20 protein-coding genes are annotated in these 20,759 nt (G+C 44.2%); 18 read left to right on the top strand and 2 right to left on the bottom strand.

Annotated features, from left to right (window positions below; genetic code table 11):
• Positions 1–160 precede the first annotated feature (160 nt).
• The 8 genes from F9856_RS00940 (at position 161) to F9856_RS00905 (ending at position 8,829) form a co-directional block, all read left to right on the top strand.
• Positions 161–763 (top strand): nitroreductase family protein, encoded by a 603-nt coding sequence (locus tag F9856_RS00940; protein ID WP_202105435.1) that lies wholly within the window; start codon positions 161–163, stop codon positions 761–763.
• 349 nt (positions 764–1,112) lie between these two features.
• Complete coding sequence (locus F9856_RS00935; RefSeq protein WP_014638682.1) at positions 1,113–2,354, top strand: aminopeptidase; 1,242 nt, start codon at positions 1,113–1,115, stop codon at positions 2,352–2,354.
• A 55-nt stretch (positions 2,355–2,409) separates the two neighbouring features.
• Positions 2,410–2,643 (top strand): GlsB/YeaQ/YmgE family stress response membrane protein, encoded by a 234-nt coding sequence (locus tag F9856_RS00930; protein WP_024377350.1) that lies wholly within the window; start codon positions 2,410–2,412, stop codon positions 2,641–2,643.
• Between the two features lie 455 nt (positions 2,644–3,098).
• Positions 3,099–4,661, top strand: coding sequence for a 2-isopropylmalate synthase (locus F9856_RS00925; RefSeq protein WP_202105434.1), 1,563 nt, complete (start codon positions 3,099–3,101; stop codon positions 4,659–4,661).
• Positions 4,662–4,669: 8 nt separating this feature from the next.
• Positions 4,670–5,722: a 3-isopropylmalate dehydrogenase gene (gene leuB, locus F9856_RS00920; protein WP_202105433.1), complete on the top strand. Its 1,053-nt coding sequence runs from the start codon at positions 4,670–4,672 to the stop codon at positions 5,720–5,722.
• Entirely contained in the window at positions 5,719–7,110 is a 1,392-nt protein-coding gene (leuC, locus tag F9856_RS00915) for a 3-isopropylmalate dehydratase large subunit (RefSeq protein WP_202105432.1), read from the top strand. Before leuB ends, leuC begins: the two co-directional genes overlap by 4 nt.
• On the top strand, positions 7,110–7,703 hold the full coding sequence (leuD, locus tag F9856_RS00910; protein ID WP_202105431.1) for a 3-isopropylmalate dehydratase small subunit: 594 nt from the start codon (positions 7,110–7,112) through the stop codon (positions 7,701–7,703). The genes leuC and leuD overlap by 1 nt, the downstream gene beginning before the upstream one ends.
• Positions 7,704–8,043: 340 nt before the next feature.
• Positions 8,044–8,829 (top strand): L-threonylcarbamoyladenylate synthase, encoded by a 786-nt coding sequence (locus tag F9856_RS00905; RefSeq protein WP_024391429.1) that lies wholly within the window; start codon positions 8,044–8,046, stop codon positions 8,827–8,829.
• 169 nt (positions 8,830–8,998) lie between these two features.
• Here the strand turns inward: F9856_RS00905 and F9856_RS00900 are convergent, their stop codons facing one another.
• Positions 8,999–9,859 carry a helix-turn-helix domain-containing protein gene (locus F9856_RS00900; RefSeq protein WP_202105430.1) on the bottom strand — a complete coding sequence of 287 codons (861 nt, stop codon included), beginning with the start codon at positions 9,857–9,859 and terminating at the stop codon, positions 8,999–9,001.
• 191 nt (positions 9,860–10,050) lie between these two features.
• Between F9856_RS00900 and F9856_RS12265 the strand changes: the two genes are divergently transcribed.
• The 7 genes from F9856_RS12265 to F9856_RS00870 all read left to right on the top strand — a co-directional run bounded on the left by F9856_RS12265 (position 10,051) and on the right by F9856_RS00870 (position 16,987).
• Positions 10,051–10,176 carry a hypothetical protein gene (locus F9856_RS12265; RefSeq protein ID WP_268933437.1) on the top strand — a complete coding sequence of 42 codons (126 nt, stop codon included), beginning with the start codon at positions 10,051–10,053 and terminating at the stop codon, positions 10,174–10,176.
• A 42-nt stretch (positions 10,177–10,218) separates the two neighbouring features.
• Positions 10,219–10,506 (top strand): lactococcin 972 family bacteriocin, encoded by a 288-nt coding sequence (locus F9856_RS00895; RefSeq protein WP_202105429.1) that lies wholly within the window; start codon positions 10,219–10,221, stop codon positions 10,504–10,506.
• A 128-nt stretch (positions 10,507–10,634) separates the two neighbouring features.
• Entirely contained in the window at positions 10,635–12,656 is a 2,022-nt protein-coding gene (locus tag F9856_RS00890) for a DUF1430 domain-containing protein (RefSeq protein WP_202105428.1), read from the top strand.
• A gap of 1 nt (position 12,657) precedes the next feature.
• The gene (locus tag F9856_RS00885) at positions 12,658–13,290 is read left to right on the top strand and encodes an ABC transporter ATP-binding protein (RefSeq protein WP_202105427.1); all 633 of its coding nucleotides are present in this window, start codon (positions 12,658–12,660) and stop codon (positions 13,288–13,290) included.
• Between the two features lie 194 nt (positions 13,291–13,484).
• Positions 13,485–13,697, top strand: coding sequence for a hypothetical protein (locus F9856_RS00880; protein WP_024379133.1), 213 nt, complete (start codon positions 13,485–13,487; stop codon positions 13,695–13,697).
• Positions 13,698–13,763: 66 nt separating this feature from the next.
• Positions 13,764–14,648 (top strand): ABC transporter ATP-binding protein, encoded by an 885-nt coding sequence (locus F9856_RS00875; protein WP_052501957.1) that lies wholly within the window; start codon positions 13,764–13,766, stop codon positions 14,646–14,648.
• The gene (locus F9856_RS00870) at positions 14,645–16,987 is read left to right on the top strand and encodes a hypothetical protein (protein ID WP_202105426.1); all 2,343 of its coding nucleotides are present in this window, start codon (positions 14,645–14,647) and stop codon (positions 16,985–16,987) included. Before F9856_RS00875 ends, F9856_RS00870 begins: the two co-directional genes overlap by 4 nt.
• Positions 16,988–17,031: 44 nt before the next feature.
• On the opposite strand, the gene def is transcribed toward F9856_RS00870, so the two are convergent.
• Complete coding sequence (gene def, locus F9856_RS00865; protein WP_202105425.1) at positions 17,032–17,646, bottom strand: peptide deformylase; 615 nt, start codon at positions 17,644–17,646, stop codon at positions 17,032–17,034.
• Positions 17,647–17,775: 129 nt separating this feature from the next.
• On the opposite strand from def, the gene F9856_RS00860 reads away from it, so the two are divergent.
• The 3 genes from F9856_RS00860 to F9856_RS00845 all read left to right on the top strand — a co-directional run bounded on the left by F9856_RS00860 (position 17,776) and on the right by F9856_RS00845 (position 20,471).
• Positions 17,776–18,945: an MFS transporter gene (locus F9856_RS00860; protein WP_202105424.1), complete on the top strand. Its 1,170-nt coding sequence runs from the start codon at positions 17,776–17,778 to the stop codon at positions 18,943–18,945.
• 180 nt (positions 18,946–19,125) lie between these two features.
• Positions 19,126–19,752, top strand: a complete 627-nt coding sequence (locus F9856_RS00850; RefSeq protein WP_236659515.1) for a GNAT family N-acetyltransferase — start codon at positions 19,126–19,128, stop codon at positions 19,750–19,752.
• Positions 19,743–20,471, top strand: a complete 729-nt coding sequence (locus F9856_RS00845; protein WP_202105423.1) for a pseudouridine synthase — start codon at positions 19,743–19,745, stop codon at positions 20,469–20,471. Before F9856_RS00850 ends, F9856_RS00845 begins: the two co-directional genes overlap by 10 nt.
• Positions 20,472–20,759 lie beyond the last annotated feature (288 nt).

The raw sequence follows: 20,759 nt of genomic DNA, 5'->3' as shown, positions 1-20,759 counted from the left end.
TAAAACTTTAGCAATATTCGAACTTAATGCTTGGAACTGATAGAGAAGAAATGATTTCAAAAACAAGTCAAAGTTCTTGACAGTTTTCCTAGAAAGATGTATAATCTCTACATAGTGATAAAAACCACTAAGTAGTAACAAATAGAAAAGAGGAAACTATATGTCAAATTTTGCAAAACTTCAAGAAACTCGCCGTTCAATCTACGCACTTGGTAAAGAATTGCCAGTATCAAATGAAGAAGTAGTAGCACTTGTTGAGAAAGCCATGAAAGAATCTCCATCAGCTTTCAACTCACAATCTAGCCGTGCAGTGGTACTTTTTGGTGCGGAGTCAGAAGCTTTCTGGAACGAAATTGCCTACAGCGAATTGGAAAAAGTAACGCCAGCAGAGGCTTTTGAAGGCACAAAAGGTCGTTTGGCTAGCTTTGCAGCAGGTGCAGGTACTATCTTGTTCTTCGAAGACCAAGACGTGGTCAAAGGCTTGCAAGAGAGCTTCCCGCTTTACGCTGAAAACTTCCCAATCTGGTCTGAGCAAGCTCACGGTATCAACTTGTATGCAGTATGGTTAGCCTTCGCTGAAAAAAACATCGGCATGAACGTGCAACACTACAACCCATTGGTAGATGCACAAGTGGCTGAAAAATACGGTATCCCAGCTAACTGGAAACTCCGTGCCCAAGCACCGTTCGGAAGCATTGCAGCTCCAGCAGCGGATAAAGACTATATGGCGGATGGGGACCGTGTAAAAGTTTTTGGTAACTAGTAAAGTTTACAGTTTGCTTTATTACGTCGTTAACTCGCCTTGCCTAACTCCAGTTATGTCTGCGGCTCGTTGCCTAGTACTAAATACAAACTGAAAACTTTACTCTGCGAAAATTGGGATCAGACGTTGTTGGCTTGATGTGATGAGTGTAAAGCTCCCTTAAAACAAGAGAGGAGCGGAGTTCTACCTTCGGCTTGCTGACACGAACTTCGTTCGTTTCATCTCCAACCTTCAACTATCTTCCAGAGCTAACCTTTTCAACTTCCTGTATCAGCAGGAAGTTTTTTTATCTGTCTAGCTTAAAATATGATACAATAATAGGGTATTTCAAAGTACAAAGGAGAAAAAAATGGTATTACCAAATTTTAAAGAAAATCTCGCTAAATATGCTAAACTCTTAGTTTCAACAGGTATCAATGTGCAACCTGGTCACACGGTGCAGTTGACAATCGGTGTAGAACAGGCTGAGTTGGCTCGTTTGATTGTCAAAGAAGCTTACGCTTACGGTGCTAAGGAAGTATTGGTCAATTGGTTGGACGATGTGATTGCGCGTGAGCGTTTGGTCAATGTTGATGTGGAACTCTTGGAACAAGTTCATCCACAACGTATCACTGAAATGAACTACCTCTTGGAGCGCAAGGCCAGCCGTTTGGTTGTCTTGTCAGAAGATCCAGGTGCTTATGATGGCGTTGATCCAGAGAAATTGTCTCGCAACGCACGTGCTCTCAGCCAGGCTTTGAACCCAATGCGGCAAGCATCCCAAGCTAACAAAATCAGCTGGACACTCGGTGCAGCCTCTGGTTTGGAATGGGCTAAAAAAGTCTTCCCAAATGCAGCGTCTGATGAAGAGGCAGTGGACCTCCTTTGGGATCAGATCTTCAAGACTTGCCGTATCTACGAGGAAGATCCAATCAAGGCTTGGGAAGAGCACGAAGCACGTTTGGTGGCTAAGGCTAAGGTCCTCAACGACGAGCAGTTTGTCAAATTGCACTACACAGCACCAGGGACTGACCTCGTTCTTGGTATGCCGAAGAATCACTTGTGGGAAGCGGCTGGTTCGGTCAATGCCCAAGGTGAACACTTTATTGCCAACATGCCAACAGAAGAGGTCTTCACAGCACCTGACTACCGTGTGGCAGACGGTTATGTAACGTCTACAAAACCACTCAGCTACAACGGCAACATCATCGAAGGCATCAAAGTAACCTTCAAAGATGGTGAAATCGTGGACGTGACGGCAGAAAAAGGCGACGAAGTCATGAAGAAATTAGTCTTTGACAATGCTGGTGCACGCGGTCTCGGTGAGGTTGCCCTTGTGCCAGACAAGAGCCCAATCTCTCAATCAGGTGTGACCTTCTTCAATACTCTTTTTGATGAAAATGCCTCGAACCACTTGGCGATTGGTCAAGCCTATGCCTTCTCTATCGAAGGTGGTACAGAAATGAGCCAAGAAGAGCTCAAAGAAGCAGGCCTTAACCGTTCTGATGTCCATGTGGACTTCATGATTGGTTCTAACAAGATGAACATTGACGGTATCCGAGAAGACGGTACCCGTGTACCAATCTTCCGTGACGGCGAGTGGGCAATCTAAAAATGATGCTATAAGACTGGGCGACCAGTCTTTTTGTCAATAGAAAGGAAGTACTATGTTAGCAAGTATTATCGCGGGAGCCATTATTGGCCTGATTGCTGGGGCTTTGACCTCATCAGATGACCGTCGTGGCTGTCTAGGAAATATTATCCTTGGGCTTGCTGGTTCGTGGATTGGACAGTTGCTCTTTGGTGACTGGGGACCACAATTTGCTGGTATGGCTCTGGTACCGTCAGTCTTTGGAGCAGTATTGCTAGTGGCTATTTTTTCAAGTTCTAGACGGAATTAAAATGAACTGTAAAACCAAACTTCGGATGAGGTTTGGTTTTATTTGTGGAGGAATTTGCATAAATTGCTCTATTGTTCGGATTTTTCAGAAAATTTCCATTTTTTTGTTGACAAGTGAAAAAAAGTGCGTTATCATGGAAAACAAGTAAAACACAGAAAGGAAAAAGTCAAATGAAACCTGTCACTACAAAATTTTTTGCTTTGTTGTTGCGACGGTCGGGCTAGTGCGCTAGGTAGCATTAGTCCTGTTTGGCTTACCAAGCGGGCGCTGTTGACAACATCTCGCAGGTGGTAATCCTCGAGGTGTTTTCTTTTTTATCGTCATTTCGTTTACTTTTATTACTTCGTTAACTCGCCTTGCCTAACTCCAGTTATGCCTGCGGTTCGTTGCCTAGTACTAAAAGCAAACTAAAAGACGATAGTATTGAAGTTTGAATTGTTTAGAAAGGTATTCTTATGCGTGTGATTGAATTTTTAGATACGACTTTACGGGATGGTGAACAGACACCGGGTGTGAATTTTTCTATCAAGGAAAAAGTGACCATCGCCAAGCAGTTAGAGAAATGGGGGATTTCTGCTATTGAAGCGGGTTTCCCAGCGGCTAGTCCTGATTCTTTTGAAGCGGTTCGTCAGATTGCGGCGGCTATGACCAAGACGGCTGTGACAGGTTTGGCTCGGTCAGTCAAGTCAGACATTGATGCTTGTTATGAGGCTCTGAAAGATGCTAAGCATCCGCAGATTCATGTTTTCATTGCGACCAGCCCCATTCACCGTGAATTTAAACTTCAAAAGACCAAAGAAGAAATTTTGGCGCAAATCACTGAACATGTCAGCTATGCCCGTGAGCGTTTTGAGGTGGTGGAGTTCTCGCCAGAGGATGCGACACGGACGGAGTTGGCTTACTTGCTAGAAGTTGTGCAGACAGCGGTAGATGCTGGTGCGACCTACATCAACATTCCAGATACAGTCGGCTTTACAACTCCTCAGCATTACGGAGAAATTTTCCGTTACTTGACAACAAACGTCAAATCGGACCGTGAGATTATTTTCAGTCCGCATTGCCACAATGACCTAGGTATGGCAGTTGCCAATACCCTTTCAGCTATTAAAAACGGTGCAGGTCGTGTCGAGGGGACCATCAACGGTATCGGTGAGCGAGCAGGGAATGCGGCCCTTGAAGAAGTAGCTGTTGCTCTTGAGATTCGGAAAGATTTCTATGATGTGACTAGTCCGATTGTTCTGAAGGAAACCCTTAATACTTCGGAATTAGTCTCTCGCTTCTCTGGAATTGCCATTCCACGCAATAAGGCGGTGGTCGGTGGCAATGCCTTCTCACATGAATCTGGTATCCATCAGGATGGTGTTTTGAAAAATCCATTGACCTATGAAATCATTACACCTGAGTTGGTAGGGGTCAAGAAAAATTCTCTGCCACTGGGTAAACTTTCTGGACGTCACGCCTTTGTAGAAAAGCTGAAAGAACTAGACCTGTATTTTGAAGAAGGAGACGTTGCTAGCTTGTTTGCTCGTTTCAAAAAACTGGCAGACAAGAAGGAAAAAATTACGGACGCAGATATTCGAGCCTTGGTAGCTGGGACAGAAATCAGCAACCGTGATGGTTTCCAATTTAAAGATTTGCGTTTGGATAGTCAGTCTGACGGAAGTATTCAGGCTCAGGTCATCTTCATCAATCAGGATGAGGAAGAAGTGGTTGTTGCAGAGTCAGGCAAGGGTTCTGTTGAGGCTGTCTTTAATGCCATTGACCAATTCTTCCACCAAGAGATTAGCTTGGAACGGTATCATATTGATGCCATCACCGATGGAATTGATGCCCAGGCGCGTGTGCTTGTCGCCGTAGAAAACAAGGCAACGGAAACAATCTTTAATGCCTCTGGTATTGACTTTGATGTGGTGAAGGCTTCTGCCATTGCCTATATCCATGCTAATGTCATGGTGCAAAAAGAAAATAGTGGACAGATAGATAAGAAACTATCAGAGAAAGACTTGCCACACATCTAGGAGGAAGTATGACGAAAAAAATTGTAGCCTTGGCTGGTGATGGAATCGGTCCTGAAATCATGGAGGCTGGTCTAGCAGTTCTCGAGGCTGTGGCTGGGCAAGTAGGATTTGATTATGAGATTGAGGAGAGAGCTTTTGGTGGTGCTGGGATTGATGCGGCTGGCCATCCTCTACCAGATGCTACCTTACAAGCCTGCCGTCAGGCGGATGCGATTTTGTTAGCAGCTATCGGTAGCCCTCAATACGATGATGCGGCTGTCCGACCAGAACAAGGTCTGCTTCAACTTCGGAAGGAATTGGGTCTCTTTGCCAATATCCGTCCGGTGAAAATTTTTGATAGCCTGAAAGACTATTCTCCTCTGAAGGCCGACAGGCTGGATGGTGTGGATTTGGTCATGGTACGGGAGTTGACAGGTGGGATTTATTTTGGAGAGCATATTCTGGAAACAGACCAAGCCAGCGATAGCAATACCTATCAGGCAGAAGAGATTGAACGGGTTGTCCGCTCTGCCTTTGACCTAGCCCAAAAAAGACGAAAAAAAGTCACCAGCATTGATAAACAAAATGTACTGGCGACGTCAAAATTATGGCGTAAGGTAGCGGATGAGGTGGCTAAGGACTACCCAGATGTGACCTTGGAGCACCAGTTGGTGGACAGTGCAGCCATGCTCTTGATTACCAATCCTAGTCGATTTGACGTCTTGGTGACGGAAAATCTCTTCGGAGATATTTTATCAGATGAGGCCAGCGTATTAACAGGAACGCTAGGGGTTCTGCCTTCTGCCAGTCACGCGGTGGCAGGTCCTAGTCTCTACGAACCTATCCATGGTTCGGCACCGGATATTGCAGGTCAGGGCATTGCCAACCCTGTCAGTATGATTCTATCTGTTGCCATGATGCTAGAAGAAAGTTTTGATTTGGTCCAAGCAGGTCAAGCCATTCGCCAGGCAGTTGAAGCGGTCTTTGCACAGGGAATTTTCACTAAAGACCTAGGTGGTAGCGCCTCTACCAAAGAAATAACAGCGGCTATTATTGAACAGCTTGAAAGGAGGTCACCATGAGTGGCAAATCCATTTTCGATAAGCTCTGGGATCGCCATGTGATTACAGGGCAGGAAGGTCAGCCCCAGCTCCTCTATGTTGACCAACATTATGTCCATGAGGTGACCAGTCCCCAGGCCTTTCAAGGATTGAGGGATACAGGGCGACCTGTTCGGCGGCCAGACTTGACCTTTGCGACTTTTGACCACAACGTACCAACAGTCGATATTCACAATATCCGTGATGTCATTTCCAAGGCTCAGATGGACGCCTTGGCGAAGAATATAGAAGATTTCGGCATTCCCCATGCAGCCCATGGTTCGGAATATCAGGGGATTGTCCATATGGTTGGACCAGAAACAGGTCGGACCCAGCCAGGAAAGTTCATCGTCTGCGGAGATAGTCATACGGCGACTCACGGAGCATTTGGAGCCATTGCCTTTGGGATTGGCACTTCCGAAGTGGAGCACGTTCTCGCTACCCAAACAATCTGGCAGGTTAAACCTAAGCGACTCCTAGTGGAGTTTGTCGGTCAGGCCCAAGCAGGTGTCTATGCCAAGGACTTTATCCTGGCTCTGATTGCCCGCTACGGCGTGGATTGTGGTTTGGGTCATGTGGTGGAATTTGCTGGTCCCGTCATCGACCGACTCAGCATGGAGGAGCGGATGACTATTTGCAATATGTCCATTGAGTTTGGCTCAAAGATGGGCATTATGGCTCCAGACCAGACCACTTTTGACTACCTGCGTGGTCGGGAGTGTGCTCCAGCAGATTTTGAGGCGGCGGTGGCAGACTGGAAGGAGCTCTACTCGGATGCGGACACGGTTTATGACAAGCACCTAGTCCTTGATGTGTCAGACTTGGCACCGATGGTCACTTGGGGAACGACGCCTGCTATGGGGGTTAGCTTTGATGAAACCTTCCCAGCCATCCGTGATCACAACGACGAGCGGGCCTACGCTTACATGGACTTGGCTCCTGGGCAAAAGGTTGCGGACATTCCCGTTGGCTATGTCTTCCTAGGCTCTTGTACCAATGCGCGCCTCAGCGATTTGCAGCTGGCAGCTAGGATTGTTAAGGGGCGGAAAATAGCAGAGCAGGTCACGGCTATTGTCGTACCAGGCAGTCGCCCTGTCAAGCGGGCTGCAGAAAAGCTTGGTCTAGACAAGATTTTTATGGAGGCAGGCTTTGAGTGGCGAGATCCAGGCTGTTCCATGTGTCTGGGTATGAATCCAGACAAGGTGCCTGCAGGTGTGCATTGTGCCTCTACAAGTAATCGAAACTTTGAAGACCGACAGGGCTTTGGAGCCAAGACCCACTTGTGCAGTCCTGCTATGGCTGCCGCAGCTGCGCTTTATGGACGATTTGTCGACACTAGACAGCTAGACATTCTCAAGGAGGGAGTTTAATGCACCAATTTACCACATGGACAGGAACAACCGTTCCGCTCATGAATGATAATATTGATACCGACCAGCTCCTACCCAAGCAGTTTCTCAAGCTGATTGACAAAAAGGGCTTTGGCAAATATCTGTTCTATGCTTGGCGATACTTAGACGATAACTACACGGATAATCCTGATTTCATTCTCAATCAGCCTGAGTATCAAGGGGCTAGTATCCTCATATCTGGGGATAACTTCGGAGCAGGTTCTTCTAGGGAACACGCTGCTTGGGCTCTGGCAGATTACGGATTCAAGGTCATCATTGCAGGCTCCTTCGGGGATATCCATTACAACAATGACTTGAACAATGGGATTTTGCCCATTATCCAGCCTAAAGAAGTCAGGGACCAACTGGCTCAGCTGGCTCCTGACCAAGAAATCACGGTTGACTTGGCAAACCAGTTGATACGGACGCCTTTTGGGGAATTCCCATTTGACATCGAACAGGACTGGAAACACAAGTTGCTCAATGGCTTGGATGATATTGGTATTACATTACAGTATCAGGATTTGATTGCTGAGTATGAGGGGGACCGTCCAAGCTACTGGCAAAACTAGAGTCTTCCATTTTATCTTTTATTACTGCGACGAACGAGGAAACTCCGTTTCTCTATTTCCAACTTCAAATAATTTCATCATTATTTGAACTCGCTTTGCCGTACTTTGCAAGCGTTACTTACTATCGTAAGCATGATTTTAAAACTTCAACAGTCACTACTCTGACTGTTGAAGCTGTCTGCAGCTCGTTGACACGAACAATGTTCGTTTTATCTCCAAGCTCTAACTGTCTCCCAGACAGTTAGAGCTAGTACTAAAAGTAAACTGAAAGACTCCTACGAAATATGAAGAAAACAAGCAGTTAGCTCTGCTATGGAACAAAAGAAAAGAGGAAATGATTATGACGAAACAAATTCACTGGGATGGCGCACTTTCACAAGAAGGTCTTGACATTATCAAGGGTGAGGGGGGCGTGATTGTTTGCCCGACTAAGGTTGGCTACATCATCATGACATCGGACAAGGCTGGTTTGGAGCGGAAGTTTGACGCTAAGGAGCGCAAGCGTAATAAGCCGGGCGTGGTTCTTTGTGGTAGCATGGAGGAGCTGCGTGAGTTGGCTCAGTTGACTCCTGAGATTGATGCTTTCTACCAAAAACATTGGGATGAGGACATTTTGTTGGGTTGTATCCTGCCTTGGAAACCAGAGGCTTACGCCAAGTTGCAGGCTTATGGCGATGGTCGTGAAGAGTTGATGACCGACGTTCGTGGGACTTCATGCTTTGTTATCAAGTTTGGTGTAGCTGGCGAGCAAATTGCTAAGGAAATGTGGGAAAAAGAAGGCCGTATGGTCTACGCTTCATCTGCTAACCCGTCAGGTAAGGGAAATCGTGGTAAGGTAGAAGGTATCGGTGAGCGTATCGCGTCTAAAGTAGACTTGATTATCGAGGCGGACGACTATGTGGCATCTATCCAGCCAGACAAGACCATCGAAACCCGCTATGAGCAAGGGGTTATGGTGTCTATGGTAGACAAAGATGGTAAACTGATTCCAGAACAAGGTGCAGATAGCCGTTCTATCAGCCCATGCCCAGTTGTCATCCGTAAGGGTCTGGACATCGATAAAATCATGATGCACTTGTCAGACCACTTCAACTCTTGGGATTACAGACAAGGGGAATACTATTAAGATATAGTCATTCAGTTTATCTTTTATTACGTCGTTAACTCGCTTTGCCGTACTCCAGTACTGTCTGCAGCTCGTTGCCTAGTACTAAAAGCAAACTGAAGACTATAAACTATAAATAGGAACGATCCGAAAGGGTCGTTTTTTCGTACATAAAAAACTGACCGTAGATTCAGTCAGTTTGGTGCTGTTTGATAAGAAATTGGAGGTTGTCGACTATCCTTTTCTCGTCTGTCAGTTCCAAGATTTGTAGTCCTTTGTCAATCAGTTCCTGCTTGTTTTGGGCTATGCCTAGATAGACATAGGCACGGGATAGTTGGTCATAGCGTTTTTCTTGCTTGGCTAGGTCCATGAGTTTGGTGGCAAAAAAAGTAGACTTGTTGTACTGTCTTTGTTCCAAGAAAAAATAAGAAAGTGATCGATAATGTGACAGTATGGTGGGCTGAATTCTCTTGTAATCCTTGTATTTTTCCAATCGTTTAAGAAGAAGATTGGCAGTTTCTTCAAGGCTATCAAGTGAAGAAATTTTAGACAGAAGAGTGCCTACTAAGATAATATCATTGTGGTACCAGTTGTCATATCGTTCCAATTCTGACCAGAGGAGCTTAGAAAGGGTTTCAGCTTCTTCGGAAAGTTGATTGAAAGAGGTGCTGTTTCGAATTGCTACTACAGTTTCTAAAAGTTGACATTTTCGACGGATAGGACCATCATCTGGTTCTTTTTTCAAATGGTCCTGGCAACGCTTTATCAAATCCTCCATGGTCTTCGTGGTCGGATTTCTGAGATTATCTATATCATAGAGCAGTTGTTGGCGTTGGCTGGGTTGATAGTAGTTACAGAGGTATTCAAACTCCTCGAAGGTCATATCCACCTGTTTGAGTAAGAAACGCATGAGCTCATAGCTAGGAATGGTTTGATTTTTCTCGAAACGAACCAAGGTCGTCCGATTGAGATAATCCCCACAAATCTGCTCCTGACTCAAATGCTTACTTTCCCGAATGCTCTTATAAACACTTCCGTAATCCCACCGCATAACCTACTCCTTGGAAAATGTGATTATTTGCAACAAAACGAATTAACTTTATAAAAATAGTATATCATAATAATAGAAAATATACAGAGATTTCTATCAGGTAGAAAGGAGAAAAGGAAGAACGGAAACGATATTCTTGGTAGGAATTGAGGTATACAAGAAAAATCCCATCAGAGAGGAGGAAGGGAAGGATGGAAAAGAAGGTTGCATACTTGACAATCGTTATATTGGTCTTACTTATCTCGATCATTCGCACTTTTGGTCTGCCGGAAGAAGATATCTACGAAACCCAGCCGGCAACTCATCTGGTGGGGTAACTATGTACTTAAATTGGTAGAAATAGCAAAGAAGGGACTATTATGAAAAAATCATTCGCTTTACTCGGTGCTATTTTGACAATGTTTACAGTGATTCCAACAGTAGCGGCTTGGACACAATATCCTGATGGAGGCGTTTGGGCTTATGGTTATAGAAGTGGAGAGGCATATTCAAACTACTACCATGGAAAAAAATATCATTATTCCTCTGTAATTAGTCGTAAAGATGCTGATTCTTCAAAAGGGGAAGCGGAAGCTACTAAAACATCCTATGCAACTATTAAAATCGGAAAGGATGAGAAAGCAGCTTTCTACTATGACTATGATTAAGTTGGTAATTTAACAATGAGAGGAGCTCAAATCCTCTCATTTTATCTAATATCAATACGCAAAATACTGTAATTATATTTATGGTAGAAACCTGAATAAATATAGATAAACATTTAAGGAGGTGTAAGATGAGAAAGTGGTTCGTATTTTTGTCAACACTACTGTTAACGGGATTTATGATTGTAAATATTCAAAATGAAAATCAACAGCTTCAATTTCTCAGTTATGAAGCGGTAGATTTAATTGGGACAGAAGAAGCGGTTAAAGTGGCGAATCGAGAGGAATTTACAACTTCCTTAAGTAATTTAGCTATCCGTACAAACAGTGTCATTGCCCGAAGGATTGTCGAGCCTCAAAAAAGTGGGAAAGTTAAGTTTGTCTATGACTGCTATGGGAAAGGAAAATTACCCTCAGATTTGGAACAGGCTTCTATTGAGAGTGCCCAAGCTAGCGATTTGGTCAATAGCTATATCATCACTTCTGGTAATCTAACAGGGGAAGAACTTTCACAAACGTTGAAGAAGTTGGGTTATAGAACTGTAATTATGTCGGCGTACTCTCTGCCCTATTTGCTTTACTCTCTCCTATTTAGTGAACAGTTTCGTATAAACATGTCTCTCTGTTTCTTGACGTTTATTTGTTTAACATTAATTTACCGTATCAAGGATTTGAGAAGTGCAGGCATAAGGCGGGTAGCTGGAAAGTCTTATTTAGAAATTTTATTCTCACCTATAGTGGATGATATTCTCTTCTTTGTAGGGGTTTATGTAGTTAACCTTTTACTAGGTAGCCTTACACTTCTCATCTTAAATTTATTTCAGAGTTTAACCTTCAGTCTCTTGTTGGCAGGACTTTTTCTCTACTTGTTGAGTTTACTGATTTTCTCTGTCTTTCTAACGTTCATATATCTGGTGGGTTTGAAAGCAACTTCCATGATTGAAGTTTTAAAAGGGAAACTTCCGTTAAAACGCTTGTTGGCTCTCATGTTGTTAGGTCAATTAGCTTCGATATTGGTGGTTGGCTGGACAGTTAATCGAACGATAGTGCAGTTTCATGAATTGCAAATGGTAGAGAAAGGTGTTGAAGGATGGGATAGGAATAAGGACTACTACCAAGCTTCTTACAGTTATGGCGCTGCTTTTAATGGAGAAATGAGTAAAGAAGAGCAAAATAGTCGTTGGTATCAGTTTACCAAGGCGGCTATACAAGACCATGGTGCCTTATTTGTTAAGAATAATTTGAACAGATATTTACAAGGGGATGAATCGGATGGAATCAACAAATTTGATTACGCTCCTTCTGGTCATACAATCTTTGTTACTCCCAACTATTTAGAACTTCAGAATATACAGGTTTCAGAAGAATTTAAGAGTAAAATGTCCTCCTTACAACAAGGGGAGTTTGGGTTGATTATTCCTGATAAATTGAAAGGACAAGAAGAAACACTGGTTCAACTTTATGTAGACTACTTGAATTCATTTGGTCGTGAGGGGCTTGGTATAGATAGTCCGCAATTGTTTGAGTTTAAACCTTATACAAGCTATGTAGAGAGTAATCAGAGTAGATTTCTTTACAATACAGTACCCTATATACTAGAACAACATCTGATAGACCCGATTATTGTAGTCGTAACGCCAGAATCAACCGGGGATACACCAGCATCGCAAATACTGTGGGGGACTTCCCTTCAATCTCTTTTCTTGGTAGATTATCCGCAGAGTATCCAGCTACTGAAAGAGCAGGGGGTTTATCAGTGGGTTTCCTATTTGCTAAATAGTAAGGCTACTTACTATGAAAACTTGAATACTATTCGGAATCAGTTTCTCTTTCTTTTGTTGGGAGCTTTAATTGGCATTGCAACCTCCATACTGTTATTTAATACAATGAATTTGGTTTATTTTGAACAATTTCGTAGAGAAATTTTTATTCGTCGTCTAGCTGGTATGACATTCATAGAACTTCATTTTATCTATCTAATTACCCAACTCTTAGTGCTTGGGGTAGGAATGCTGGGTTTACTTTTCGTAACGAATGAGCTGGGATTGAGTGCAGGGACCGGAGCAATTTTCCTCAGCAATTTATTCCTGATTTTGTTTCTACAAGAAAGAAAAGAAAGTAAGATAGCCTATACAGTCTTACAAGGAGGATAGTATGATTGAAATTAGAAATTTACAGAAGCAATTTTCCAATAGAATGATATTGGAGAAAATCAACTTGACCTTTGAGGACGGAAAAATTTACGCTCTTATTGGCAAAAGCGGGAGTGGGAAGTCAACACTACTGAATATCATTGCCAAGCTAATCCCTTACGAGGATGGAGTGGTTGAATATGGTGGAAAAGATATCAAAAAGATCAACGAGCATATTTTTTATCGTGATTACTTAGGTTATTTATTTCAACATTTTGGTCTAATTGAAAATGAATCAATTGGCCAGAATTTAGAATTAGGATTTATTGGACAAAAGCTATCCAAAAAGGATAAGCTAGTTCGCAAATTGGAAGTTTTAGAGAAGGTAAACCTCTCACATCTAAGCCTAGATCAGAAAATATATGAACTGTCAGGTGGCGAAGCTCAACGAGTTGCCTTGGCGAAAATTTTTCTAAAAAATCCTCCTTTAATCTTGGCAGACGAACCGACGGCTTCCTTAGATCCTGTCAATTCTCAAGAAGTTATAGAACTCTTGACCTCACTCAAAACAGAGGATAAAATCATTATTATCGCTACACATAATCCTGCTGTTTGGGAAAAAGCAGATGTAGTTGTTCGCATGGAAGACTTGTAAATGGAATTTAGTATTATGTAAGAATTGAAAATCCAATACTTAGATAGAGAAGATTGTTACAGTCTTCTCTTTTTGCCACAGCAATACTTATTTTTACTTGTTTGTATAAACAAAAAATGTTATTATTATATTGAGTGACTAACTAGAGTGTAGAGTTGAATTGGAATTAGTCAGTTATGAAAAGGAGTAACCTAATGAAACAGCTTGATAAAAATACCTTATTTTTAAGTGCAGTTATTGTTCTTTCGTGTAGTGTCCTATTATTTCATATGGACCCGATTCAGATTGTAGATAGAGAGATTTGGCTCTGGCTACATTCATTTATTCATGTGCTATTTTTAAAACCTGCTGCTAGTCTAGGTTTTCTTATGGGGCTTTATCTGCTATACAAGGCTCTCAAGAAGTAGTCTAGCTAACTAAGCTGATGAAAGGCTGTTGTTCCGCTCTGCCATTTCTCCAAGGAAGGAGTTTCTATGCTAAAAGTAGTTGATGTCTGCAAGCGATACGGTGCCCACCAGGTCTTGTCTTATGTGTCCTTTGAGCTGCAAGCGGGGGACTTGGTTGCCCTAGTCGGTCCCAATGGTGTGGGAAAATCCACCCTGTTGAATATCATCAGCAACACAGAAACCGCTGACCGTGGGTCGGTAACCATCAATGGTCGTCCCAATAGTGACCGAGCGATTTTTCAAGATATGTCTGTCATGTTGGATGCCCAAGCCCTTTATCCACAGTTGACGGGTTATGACCATCTGACCTATGTGGCTGCCACCCACAAGCTGGGGAAAAAGGAAGTGGATGGGCTGGTGGAGGAATTGGGGATGGGCTACTATGTCAAAAAGCGGGTGGCTGGCTATTCCATGGGCATGAAGCAGAAATTGCTCTTTGCCATGGCTGTCCTTCCCAAGCCCAAGCTCTTGTTGCTGGATGAACCCCATATCGGCTTGGATCCGACCAATATCATTCAACAGCGGGAATTTCTTCTAAACCTACAAGCAGAAGGGGTTGCCATTTTGCTTTCTTCACACCATCTGTCGGAGATTGAGAAGCTGACTAATCAGGTTTATTTCCTCAAGGCCAGCAAGTTGATTGCCACAGAAGTGGAGTTGACGGCTGATTATGATTACCATCTTGCTGTGGAAAACTCCAAGCAGGTTCAGGAATTTTTACGGGATTATCCTCAACTCTTGTGGAAAAAGGCAGAGCAGGGTCTGGTGGAAATCTTCTTGCCTGAGCGAGATTTACTAGACTGTCTGGATCGTATTCCAATCCAGCAGGTGGCTGGCCTTACAAAAGCCAGCGACTATATGGAGTCCCTCTACCGTGATCTCTACGTGGAGGAAGGTGGTGAGGGGACATGAGGCTGAACTTTGAAATCAAGAAAATCCTCTGGTCGCCTCTCTACTGCCTGCTCTTGCTGGGTTTTCTAGGTCTGGCCTACCTTCCTATTTCTCAGCGCCAAGTCCACCAAGCGACCTATGTGGAAACCTATAAAAAAGAACTGAGTGAATTGGCTAGTGTCTTGGCAGAGATAAAAATTGAGGAGGGGTCAGAAGAAGCACCGCGGATGCTGGGCTTGAAATCCGATATAGAAAGTGTCGGTCAGGCCTTAGATGAGGGAAAGTTTGAAGCTATCCCCAACTACCGCAAACTCATGTATCAGGATTTGGACTATTTTATCAGTCGCAATCGACAGCTTTTTCAAACTCGGAATTCCTTGACACAAACGGAAGTGGAGCGTTTGGCCAGATGGAATGACTGGCTGTTGGAGTATCAATTGCCTGATGGTCCTGAAAACAAGGCTTGGTCAACAGGGCGTATTGTTCAAGCCTACTTAGAAAGTTTGTTTGGTTTTCTTCCTGTATTTTTGGTGCTTGGTTTTCTACTTGCTAATCAGCTGTCGGAAAAGACACTCGCTCATCAAGTTTGGCAGTTGCGGCAATGGGATAGTCTGAGTTTGCAGGGGATGAGGCGTTTGGTTGCCTCCATGCTATCGCTACTCTTTGCAGTTGGGCTGGGCTTGCTTTTTATCATGGTCTATGATGGGCTGACAGGTCAGTTGGCTGTATCTAGTTTTCAAGCCCCTGTTGAGATTTTGGGTCAGAGTCAGTTGATAGGCTCTTGGCTTTACGGGCTTATCTTGCTTGGTTTTTGGCTGGTCTTGCTTCTAGCTGTTCGCCTACTTTTTGGATTTTTGGACCACTTGTTAGCCAGTCGGCTGACTTTTGTGGTGATTGGATTACTGTTGGCTTTGGTTCTTTCCTATCAGGCTGGTGCAGTAGCTGGTTGGTCAGGTCAAGTTCTGCCTTTGTTAGCCTTTCCGAGTTTTTTAGACACAGCTGGATTTTCACAGGTCTTTTTACAGGTGGATGTTTTCCTCCTGCTGACCATTGGGCTTTTCTTTGCTTATTATGTGCTGACAGAAAAGAAAAGGCTGGTCTTGTCAGTTGGTCATCAGAAAGAATGGGAAACCGGTCCTTTGGACAAGGCTTGGTCTTTTGAAATACTCATCCTTAGTCGGCTCAATTCTTGGAAAGGGCTCGTCTTAGGAAACTTGCTCTTAGCTCTGCTATTTTCCCTACTGACGGGACTAGAAAAGCAAGAGGTTGCCCAGGAGGAGAGGGTTTCGATGGAGTTGGTTGCCCAGTCCTATGAGCAGGATGGGGTCTATGTGGAGAGTTTGCAGTCGGAAATCAACCGTCTGAGGCAGTTGGTCAAAGAGGACGCGAGCTATCAGGAAGAGTTGGAGCGAAGAGTTGAGCTTCTGCAGGAATACCATATCTATAAGGACCTCTATGTCAAGCAATGGCAGGTTTATCAGGACAATCCTAATGCTTTGCCAGCCAGTCACCTTGCTATGCTGGAGGCAGAGCAGGTCTATCTATGGGCTAGAGAGGAGAAGGCGTTTGCCAATGGTGATATTGGGGCCAGCCAGACGGTGGATAATCTTCGCCGTTACCAGACCCGCAATCAGGTCAGTCAGTATTACTGGAAGCAGCTGATGGAGGCTGGGGTGCCAGCAACTAAGCGAGGCAAGGATGTCATTTTGACCAGCTTGGAAAATCGTTTTGACACAAATGATGCCTTGGTTCCAGTAGACGATCCATCTTGGGACCGCTCCAGAGATTTGTCGGGTATCGGCAGCCTGCGCTCTCTTTTTGATGGTCCGACCTATTTGGTGGTGCTCTTGCTGGCGGTTTGGATTGGCAGTCGGGGCAAGGCGGTGGAAGTTGCTGGAAAAAACTGGCGTCTCTATCAGACCCAGCCTGTGGATTTGCGTCAGGTTCTATTTACCAAATGGTTGCTGGGACTGGGCCAAGCACTAGGTTTTACGCTGCTCTTTCTAGCTAGTCTTTTCCTAGTCAATAGTCTGGTCGGAGGAATCGGTTATCTGGAAGATGGCCTTATCTTGCTTTCGCATTCGGAGAGGGGTATTTTTCTTGAACTCCTGAGGGGACAAGAACTCTGGGCTTGGTTCCTACCCAATGCTCCTTATCTCTTGTGGATGGTGTTTGGCTTGCTTGTCTTGGAAATTATTCTAGTCAGTCTCAACCATCTTTTGCAAGTTCGATTTTCCAATCGTTTGGTCGTTTTTATCCTGTTAATTGGTTTGCTGGCTCTGCTGGACTACCTCCTCTTTCAAGATCTAGTCTTGGATGGGCAGGAAATTTTTAGGCAGTTAGCTCTGCTATTTTCATAAAAAAAGAAAAACTGGCTGAAAATTTTTCAGTCAGTTTCTTGTGTTTATTCAATTACCAACATGCCTTCTTTAACGGCAAATGGGTGTTCTGGGTCAATGCGGTCGTAGAACATGACACCGTTGAGGTGGTCGATTTCGTGTTGGACCACGATGGCATTAAAGCCTTTGAGTTTGATACGGTGCTTTTCTCCGTTTTTATCCATGTAATCAACAGTCACGCGCGCATGGCGGACTACGTAACCTTGGACTTCGCGGTCAACGGATAAGCAACCCTCGCCCCCTTCCATAGCCGCTTCTTGGACAGAATGTGCCACGATTTTAGGGTTGTACATGACCTCTTGGAGGGAGTAGGCTTGGGCAGGTGGATTGCCTTCCTCATCTTCTGGATTTGGGACTAAGACAGCAATGATGCGTTTGGAAACGTCAATCTGAGGTGCTGCTAGACCAACTCCGCCACGGAGTTTCATTTTTTCAGCCATGACAGGATCCTGCGAATGTTTGAGGAATTGCATCATTTTTTCGCCTAAAATAATTTCCTGATTAGATAGAGGAAATGCAACTTCTTCAGCGACCTGGCGTAGGGTTGGATGCCCTTCACGGATGATGTCATCCATGTCAATCAAATGGGCAGCTTTTGTCAATCGTTCAATAACAGACATGATTCTCTCCTTTGAATATAGTTAAGATAAGTATAGCATGAAATGGGAGAGAATAAAAGTCGGACTTTTCTATCCATTCGCTTTCAAATCTGTTATACTAGTAAAAGACGAACGTTGAAAGGGAGAAAAATGAAAAGAATTTTAGAAAAAGCCAGTTTGTTGGCCCTATCCACCATGCTGGTTTCGACATTTGCTGTCTCGCCAGCTATTCCACAGATGATTGAGCATTTTGCCCAGCAGGGAATTGCAGCGGCCCAGGTGGAAAACTTAATTACGGTGACCTCTTTTGCTATTATGGTTGCTCTATTGGCAAATGGTCTAGTTGTCCGTTTCTTGTCTGAACGAAACATTATCATTGCAGGGCTTTTGCTTATGGCTATCGGCGGAGCTTTGCCCGTGTTTCTAACTGCTTATCCTCTGATTTTATTGGCTCGCATCTTGCTTGGTTTGGGGATTGGCTTAATCAATGCGCGTGCTATTAATATCATCGGTAATTTTTTCACTGGTCAAGAGCGGGTGCAGATGATGGGCTTGCGTGGTTCAGCTGAGGTTTTGGGAAGTGCAGGGCTTACCCTCCTTGTCGGTTGGTTGACCCAGTTTGGTTGGCAACCTGCCTTCTTGGTCTACCTTTTTGCCTTGGTCATCTTGGCTCTTTTTGTCCTCTTTGTGCCCAAGGAAGAATTGCTGGCTCGTATGGAGGTAAAGGTTGAGGAGAACGCGCCCAAGGTCAAACTGGACAAGACCATGTGGATGATGGGGATTTACCTAGCTTTTCTAGCCTTCTTTGTTATCAACGTCAATACCTTTCTGACCATTCGTATTCCTCAGATTGTTTTAGCCAAGGGCATCGGTTCTGCTCAGCAAGCCAGTCTCATTCTCAGTCTTATGCAGGTTATGGGGATTGTGGCAGGGACGGTCTTTAGTAGCCTGGTTGGTCGTTTGAAGGGCTGGCTTTTAGCGGTTTCCTACGTGGTCTTTGGACTCGCGGTTGTCGGCATTGCCTTTGCGGATAATCTCTGGGTGCTGGGACTCGGTGGCATGGTGTCAGGATTTTTCTACAGCATCATTCTAACCATTGTCTTTAGTCAGGTAACAGACCGGGCACCCAAGGCCTTGCTCAATGCGGTCATGACAATCGTCCTTATGGGCTGCAATATCGGCGGTGCGACATCTGCTATCTTGCCAACTTATCTGGAAAAACTAAACCCAACCCCAACAGGTGCCTTTGGGATTTACGCCATCGGCTGTGCCTTGATAAGCGCAGGCTTGATTTATAAACAACTGAAGAAGTGGGAGTGAGAAAGAACTCGACTGGTCTAAAAAGAGTTCGTCTTCTCACCCCCGCACAGTTGATTAGGTCAGATTTGGAGTGTAATACACGAACAAATCTGCCAATCAACCACTGCGCTGAGATGTTGACTCGAACTCTGAGTAGTAGCTGCTGGACTTGAGCCCAGCCTCTTTTGGTATAATATTCTTATGTTAGAAAATAACCGCTTAAATGAATTGATACTACGTTTTCCCGAGGATGTTCAGTTGATTTTTAAGGACATGATTCCCTCCTATCAGTTGGGCTATGCGGATTATGTTTATCAGACAGATAGTTACGCCACCCAAAACCGTCGGATTAAAAATTTGGCAAAAAATTTCCGAAGAATGGATTACTTTTACATCATGCCCCTGCCCCAGGATCTGGCATTGGAAATTGCTAACCAATGGCGCTTTCAACTACCTTTGGATGCCTATACGATTAGTGCAAACCCCGAGACTTATGCTGAGATGATTTCACCAGAGGCGCGTGGGGGCCGCTTTTTTGCAGTCATCCGCAATGCTGCCCTCATGGGCTATTTCTGCATGGACCAAGATGGCGAGACAGTTGACATTCGTTTGGGGATGAAACCTTCTTTGACAGGTCAGGGAAATGGCAGAGCTTTCTACCAGACTATTGAAGACTATGTAGTAGAGCATGTTCAGCCAGCTAGTATCAAACTGACAGTTGCTAGCTCTCATCAAGTTGCCCAAAAACTCTTTCATGCTCTTGGTTTTACAGAAATAGAAAAGCAAGCAGAATATATCAAAATGGAAAAGAAAGTCGTATGCGATTAGATAAATTTTTAGTGGATTGCGGTATTGGCAGTCGGACAGAAGTCAAGAAACTCCTGAAAAACAAGCAAGTCACAGTCAACGGCCAAGTAGAAACCTCACCCAAACAGCAAATTAACGAAAAACAAGACCAGATTGCTGTAGCAGGTCAGGTCCTTAGTCATGAAACCTTTGTTTACTATCTGTTAAACAAGCCCAAGGGTGTCATATCAGCCACCGAGGATGACCGCCATCGGACTGTTTTGGACTTGCTAGACGATACAGCTCGTCAGAAGGAAGTTTTTCCTGTTGGACGCTTGGACATCGATACCCATGGCTTGCTCCTTTTGACCAACAATGGCCAGCTAGCTCATGCTATGCTTTCTCCGAAAAAACATGTGGACAAACGCTACCATGCACAGGTTGACGGGATCATGACTCAAGAGGATGTCGAACGATTTGTGGCAGGAATTGAGCTGAAAGACTTTACCTGTCAGCCAGCCCAGTTGACTATCTTGGAGATGGATGAGGTTAAACAGACCTCACTGGTTGACATTACTATCCGAGAAGGGAAATTTCATCAGGTCAAACGCATGGTGCAGGCATGTGGAAAGACGGTGACAGACTTGCAACGATTGACCATGGGGCCTCTTCGCTTAGATCCAAAATTAGCGCTTGGAGAATACCGCAGGTTGACTGCTGCCGAATTAAAGCAATTAGAAGTCTTTGGTGTGGAATTATAGATAAAATAGAAGAGGGAGCGGGAAAGAACTCGACCAAAATAAAAAGAGTTCCCCTCACTTCCAAGCAGTTGGCTCGGGCTAAAATAGTCCACTGGACTATTTTACTCCCACCCCCGCATAGCTCCAACAGTCAGAGTAGTGACTGTTGGAGGTTGGAAATGAAGCGAACTCTGTTCGCATCAGTCGTAATGGTCAGATTTGGAGTGTAAAACACGAACAAATCTGCCAATCAACCACTGCGCTGAGATGTTGACACGAACCCTGAGAAGCGAGGTGGGGCTTTTTGCC

Origin of the sequence: Streptococcus suis (assembly GCF_016743335.1) — a bacterium.
GTDB classification, from domain to species: Bacteria; Bacillota; Bacilli; order Lactobacillales; family Streptococcaceae; genus Streptococcus; species Streptococcus suis_Y.
This window is presented reverse-complemented; position numbering and strand designations above follow the sequence as displayed.

Excerpts from the sequence above, each read along its gene's own strand:
- F9856_RS00870 (WP_202105426.1), top strand. The coding sequence starts at position 14,645 with ATGAGGCTGAACTTTGAAATCAAGAAAATCCTCTGGTCGCCTCTCTAC.
- F9856_RS00845 (WP_202105423.1), top strand. The coding sequence starts at position 19,743 with ATGCGATTAGATAAATTTTTAGTGGATTGCGGTATTGGCAGTCGGACA.
- leuC (WP_202105432.1), top strand. The coding sequence starts at position 5,719 with ATGAGTGGCAAATCCATTTTCGATAAGCTCTGGGATCGCCATGTGATT.
- F9856_RS00905 (WP_024391429.1), top strand. The coding sequence starts at position 8,044 with ATGACGAAACAAATTCACTGGGATGGCGCACTTTCACAAGAAGGTCTT.
- F9856_RS00885 (WP_202105427.1), top strand. The coding sequence starts at position 12,658 with ATGATTGAAATTAGAAATTTACAGAAGCAATTTTCCAATAGAATGATA.
- def (WP_202105425.1), bottom strand. The coding sequence starts at position 17,646 with ATGTCTGTTATTGAACGATTGACAAAAGCTGCCCATTTGATTGACATG.
- F9856_RS12265 (WP_268933437.1), top strand. The coding sequence starts at position 10,051 with ATGGAAAAGAAGGTTGCATACTTGACAATCGTTATATTGGTCTTACTT.
- F9856_RS00930 (WP_024377350.1), top strand. The coding sequence starts at position 2,410 with ATGTTAGCAAGTATTATCGCGGGAGCCATTATTGGCCTGATTGCTGGG.
- F9856_RS00925 (WP_202105434.1), top strand. The coding sequence starts at position 3,099 with ATGCGTGTGATTGAATTTTTAGATACGACTTTACGGGATGGTGAACAG.
- F9856_RS00875 (WP_052501957.1), top strand. The coding sequence starts at position 13,764 with ATGCTAAAAGTAGTTGATGTCTGCAAGCGATACGGTGCCCACCAGGTC.
- F9856_RS00895 (WP_202105429.1), top strand. The coding sequence starts at position 10,219 with ATGAAAAAATCATTCGCTTTACTCGGTGCTATTTTGACAATGTTTACA.
- leuD (WP_202105431.1), top strand. The coding sequence starts at position 7,110 with ATGCACCAATTTACCACATGGACAGGAACAACCGTTCCGCTCATGAAT.
- F9856_RS00900 (WP_202105430.1), bottom strand. The coding sequence starts at position 9,859 with ATGCGGTGGGATTACGGAAGTGTTTATAAGAGCATTCGGGAAAGTAAG.
- F9856_RS00880 (WP_024379133.1), top strand. The coding sequence starts at position 13,485 with ATGAAACAGCTTGATAAAAATACCTTATTTTTAAGTGCAGTTATTGTT.
- F9856_RS00940 (WP_202105435.1), top strand. The coding sequence starts at position 161 with ATGTCAAATTTTGCAAAACTTCAAGAAACTCGCCGTTCAATCTACGCA.
- F9856_RS00850 (WP_236659515.1), top strand. The coding sequence starts at position 19,126 with ATGTTAGAAAATAACCGCTTAAATGAATTGATACTACGTTTTCCCGAG.
- F9856_RS00860 (WP_202105424.1), top strand. The coding sequence starts at position 17,776 with ATGAAAAGAATTTTAGAAAAAGCCAGTTTGTTGGCCCTATCCACCATG.
- F9856_RS00890 (WP_202105428.1), top strand. The coding sequence starts at position 10,635 with ATGAGAAAGTGGTTCGTATTTTTGTCAACACTACTGTTAACGGGATTT.
- leuB (WP_202105433.1), top strand. The coding sequence starts at position 4,670 with ATGACGAAAAAAATTGTAGCCTTGGCTGGTGATGGAATCGGTCCTGAA.
- F9856_RS00935 (WP_014638682.1), top strand. The coding sequence starts at position 1,113 with ATGGTATTACCAAATTTTAAAGAAAATCTCGCTAAATATGCTAAACTC.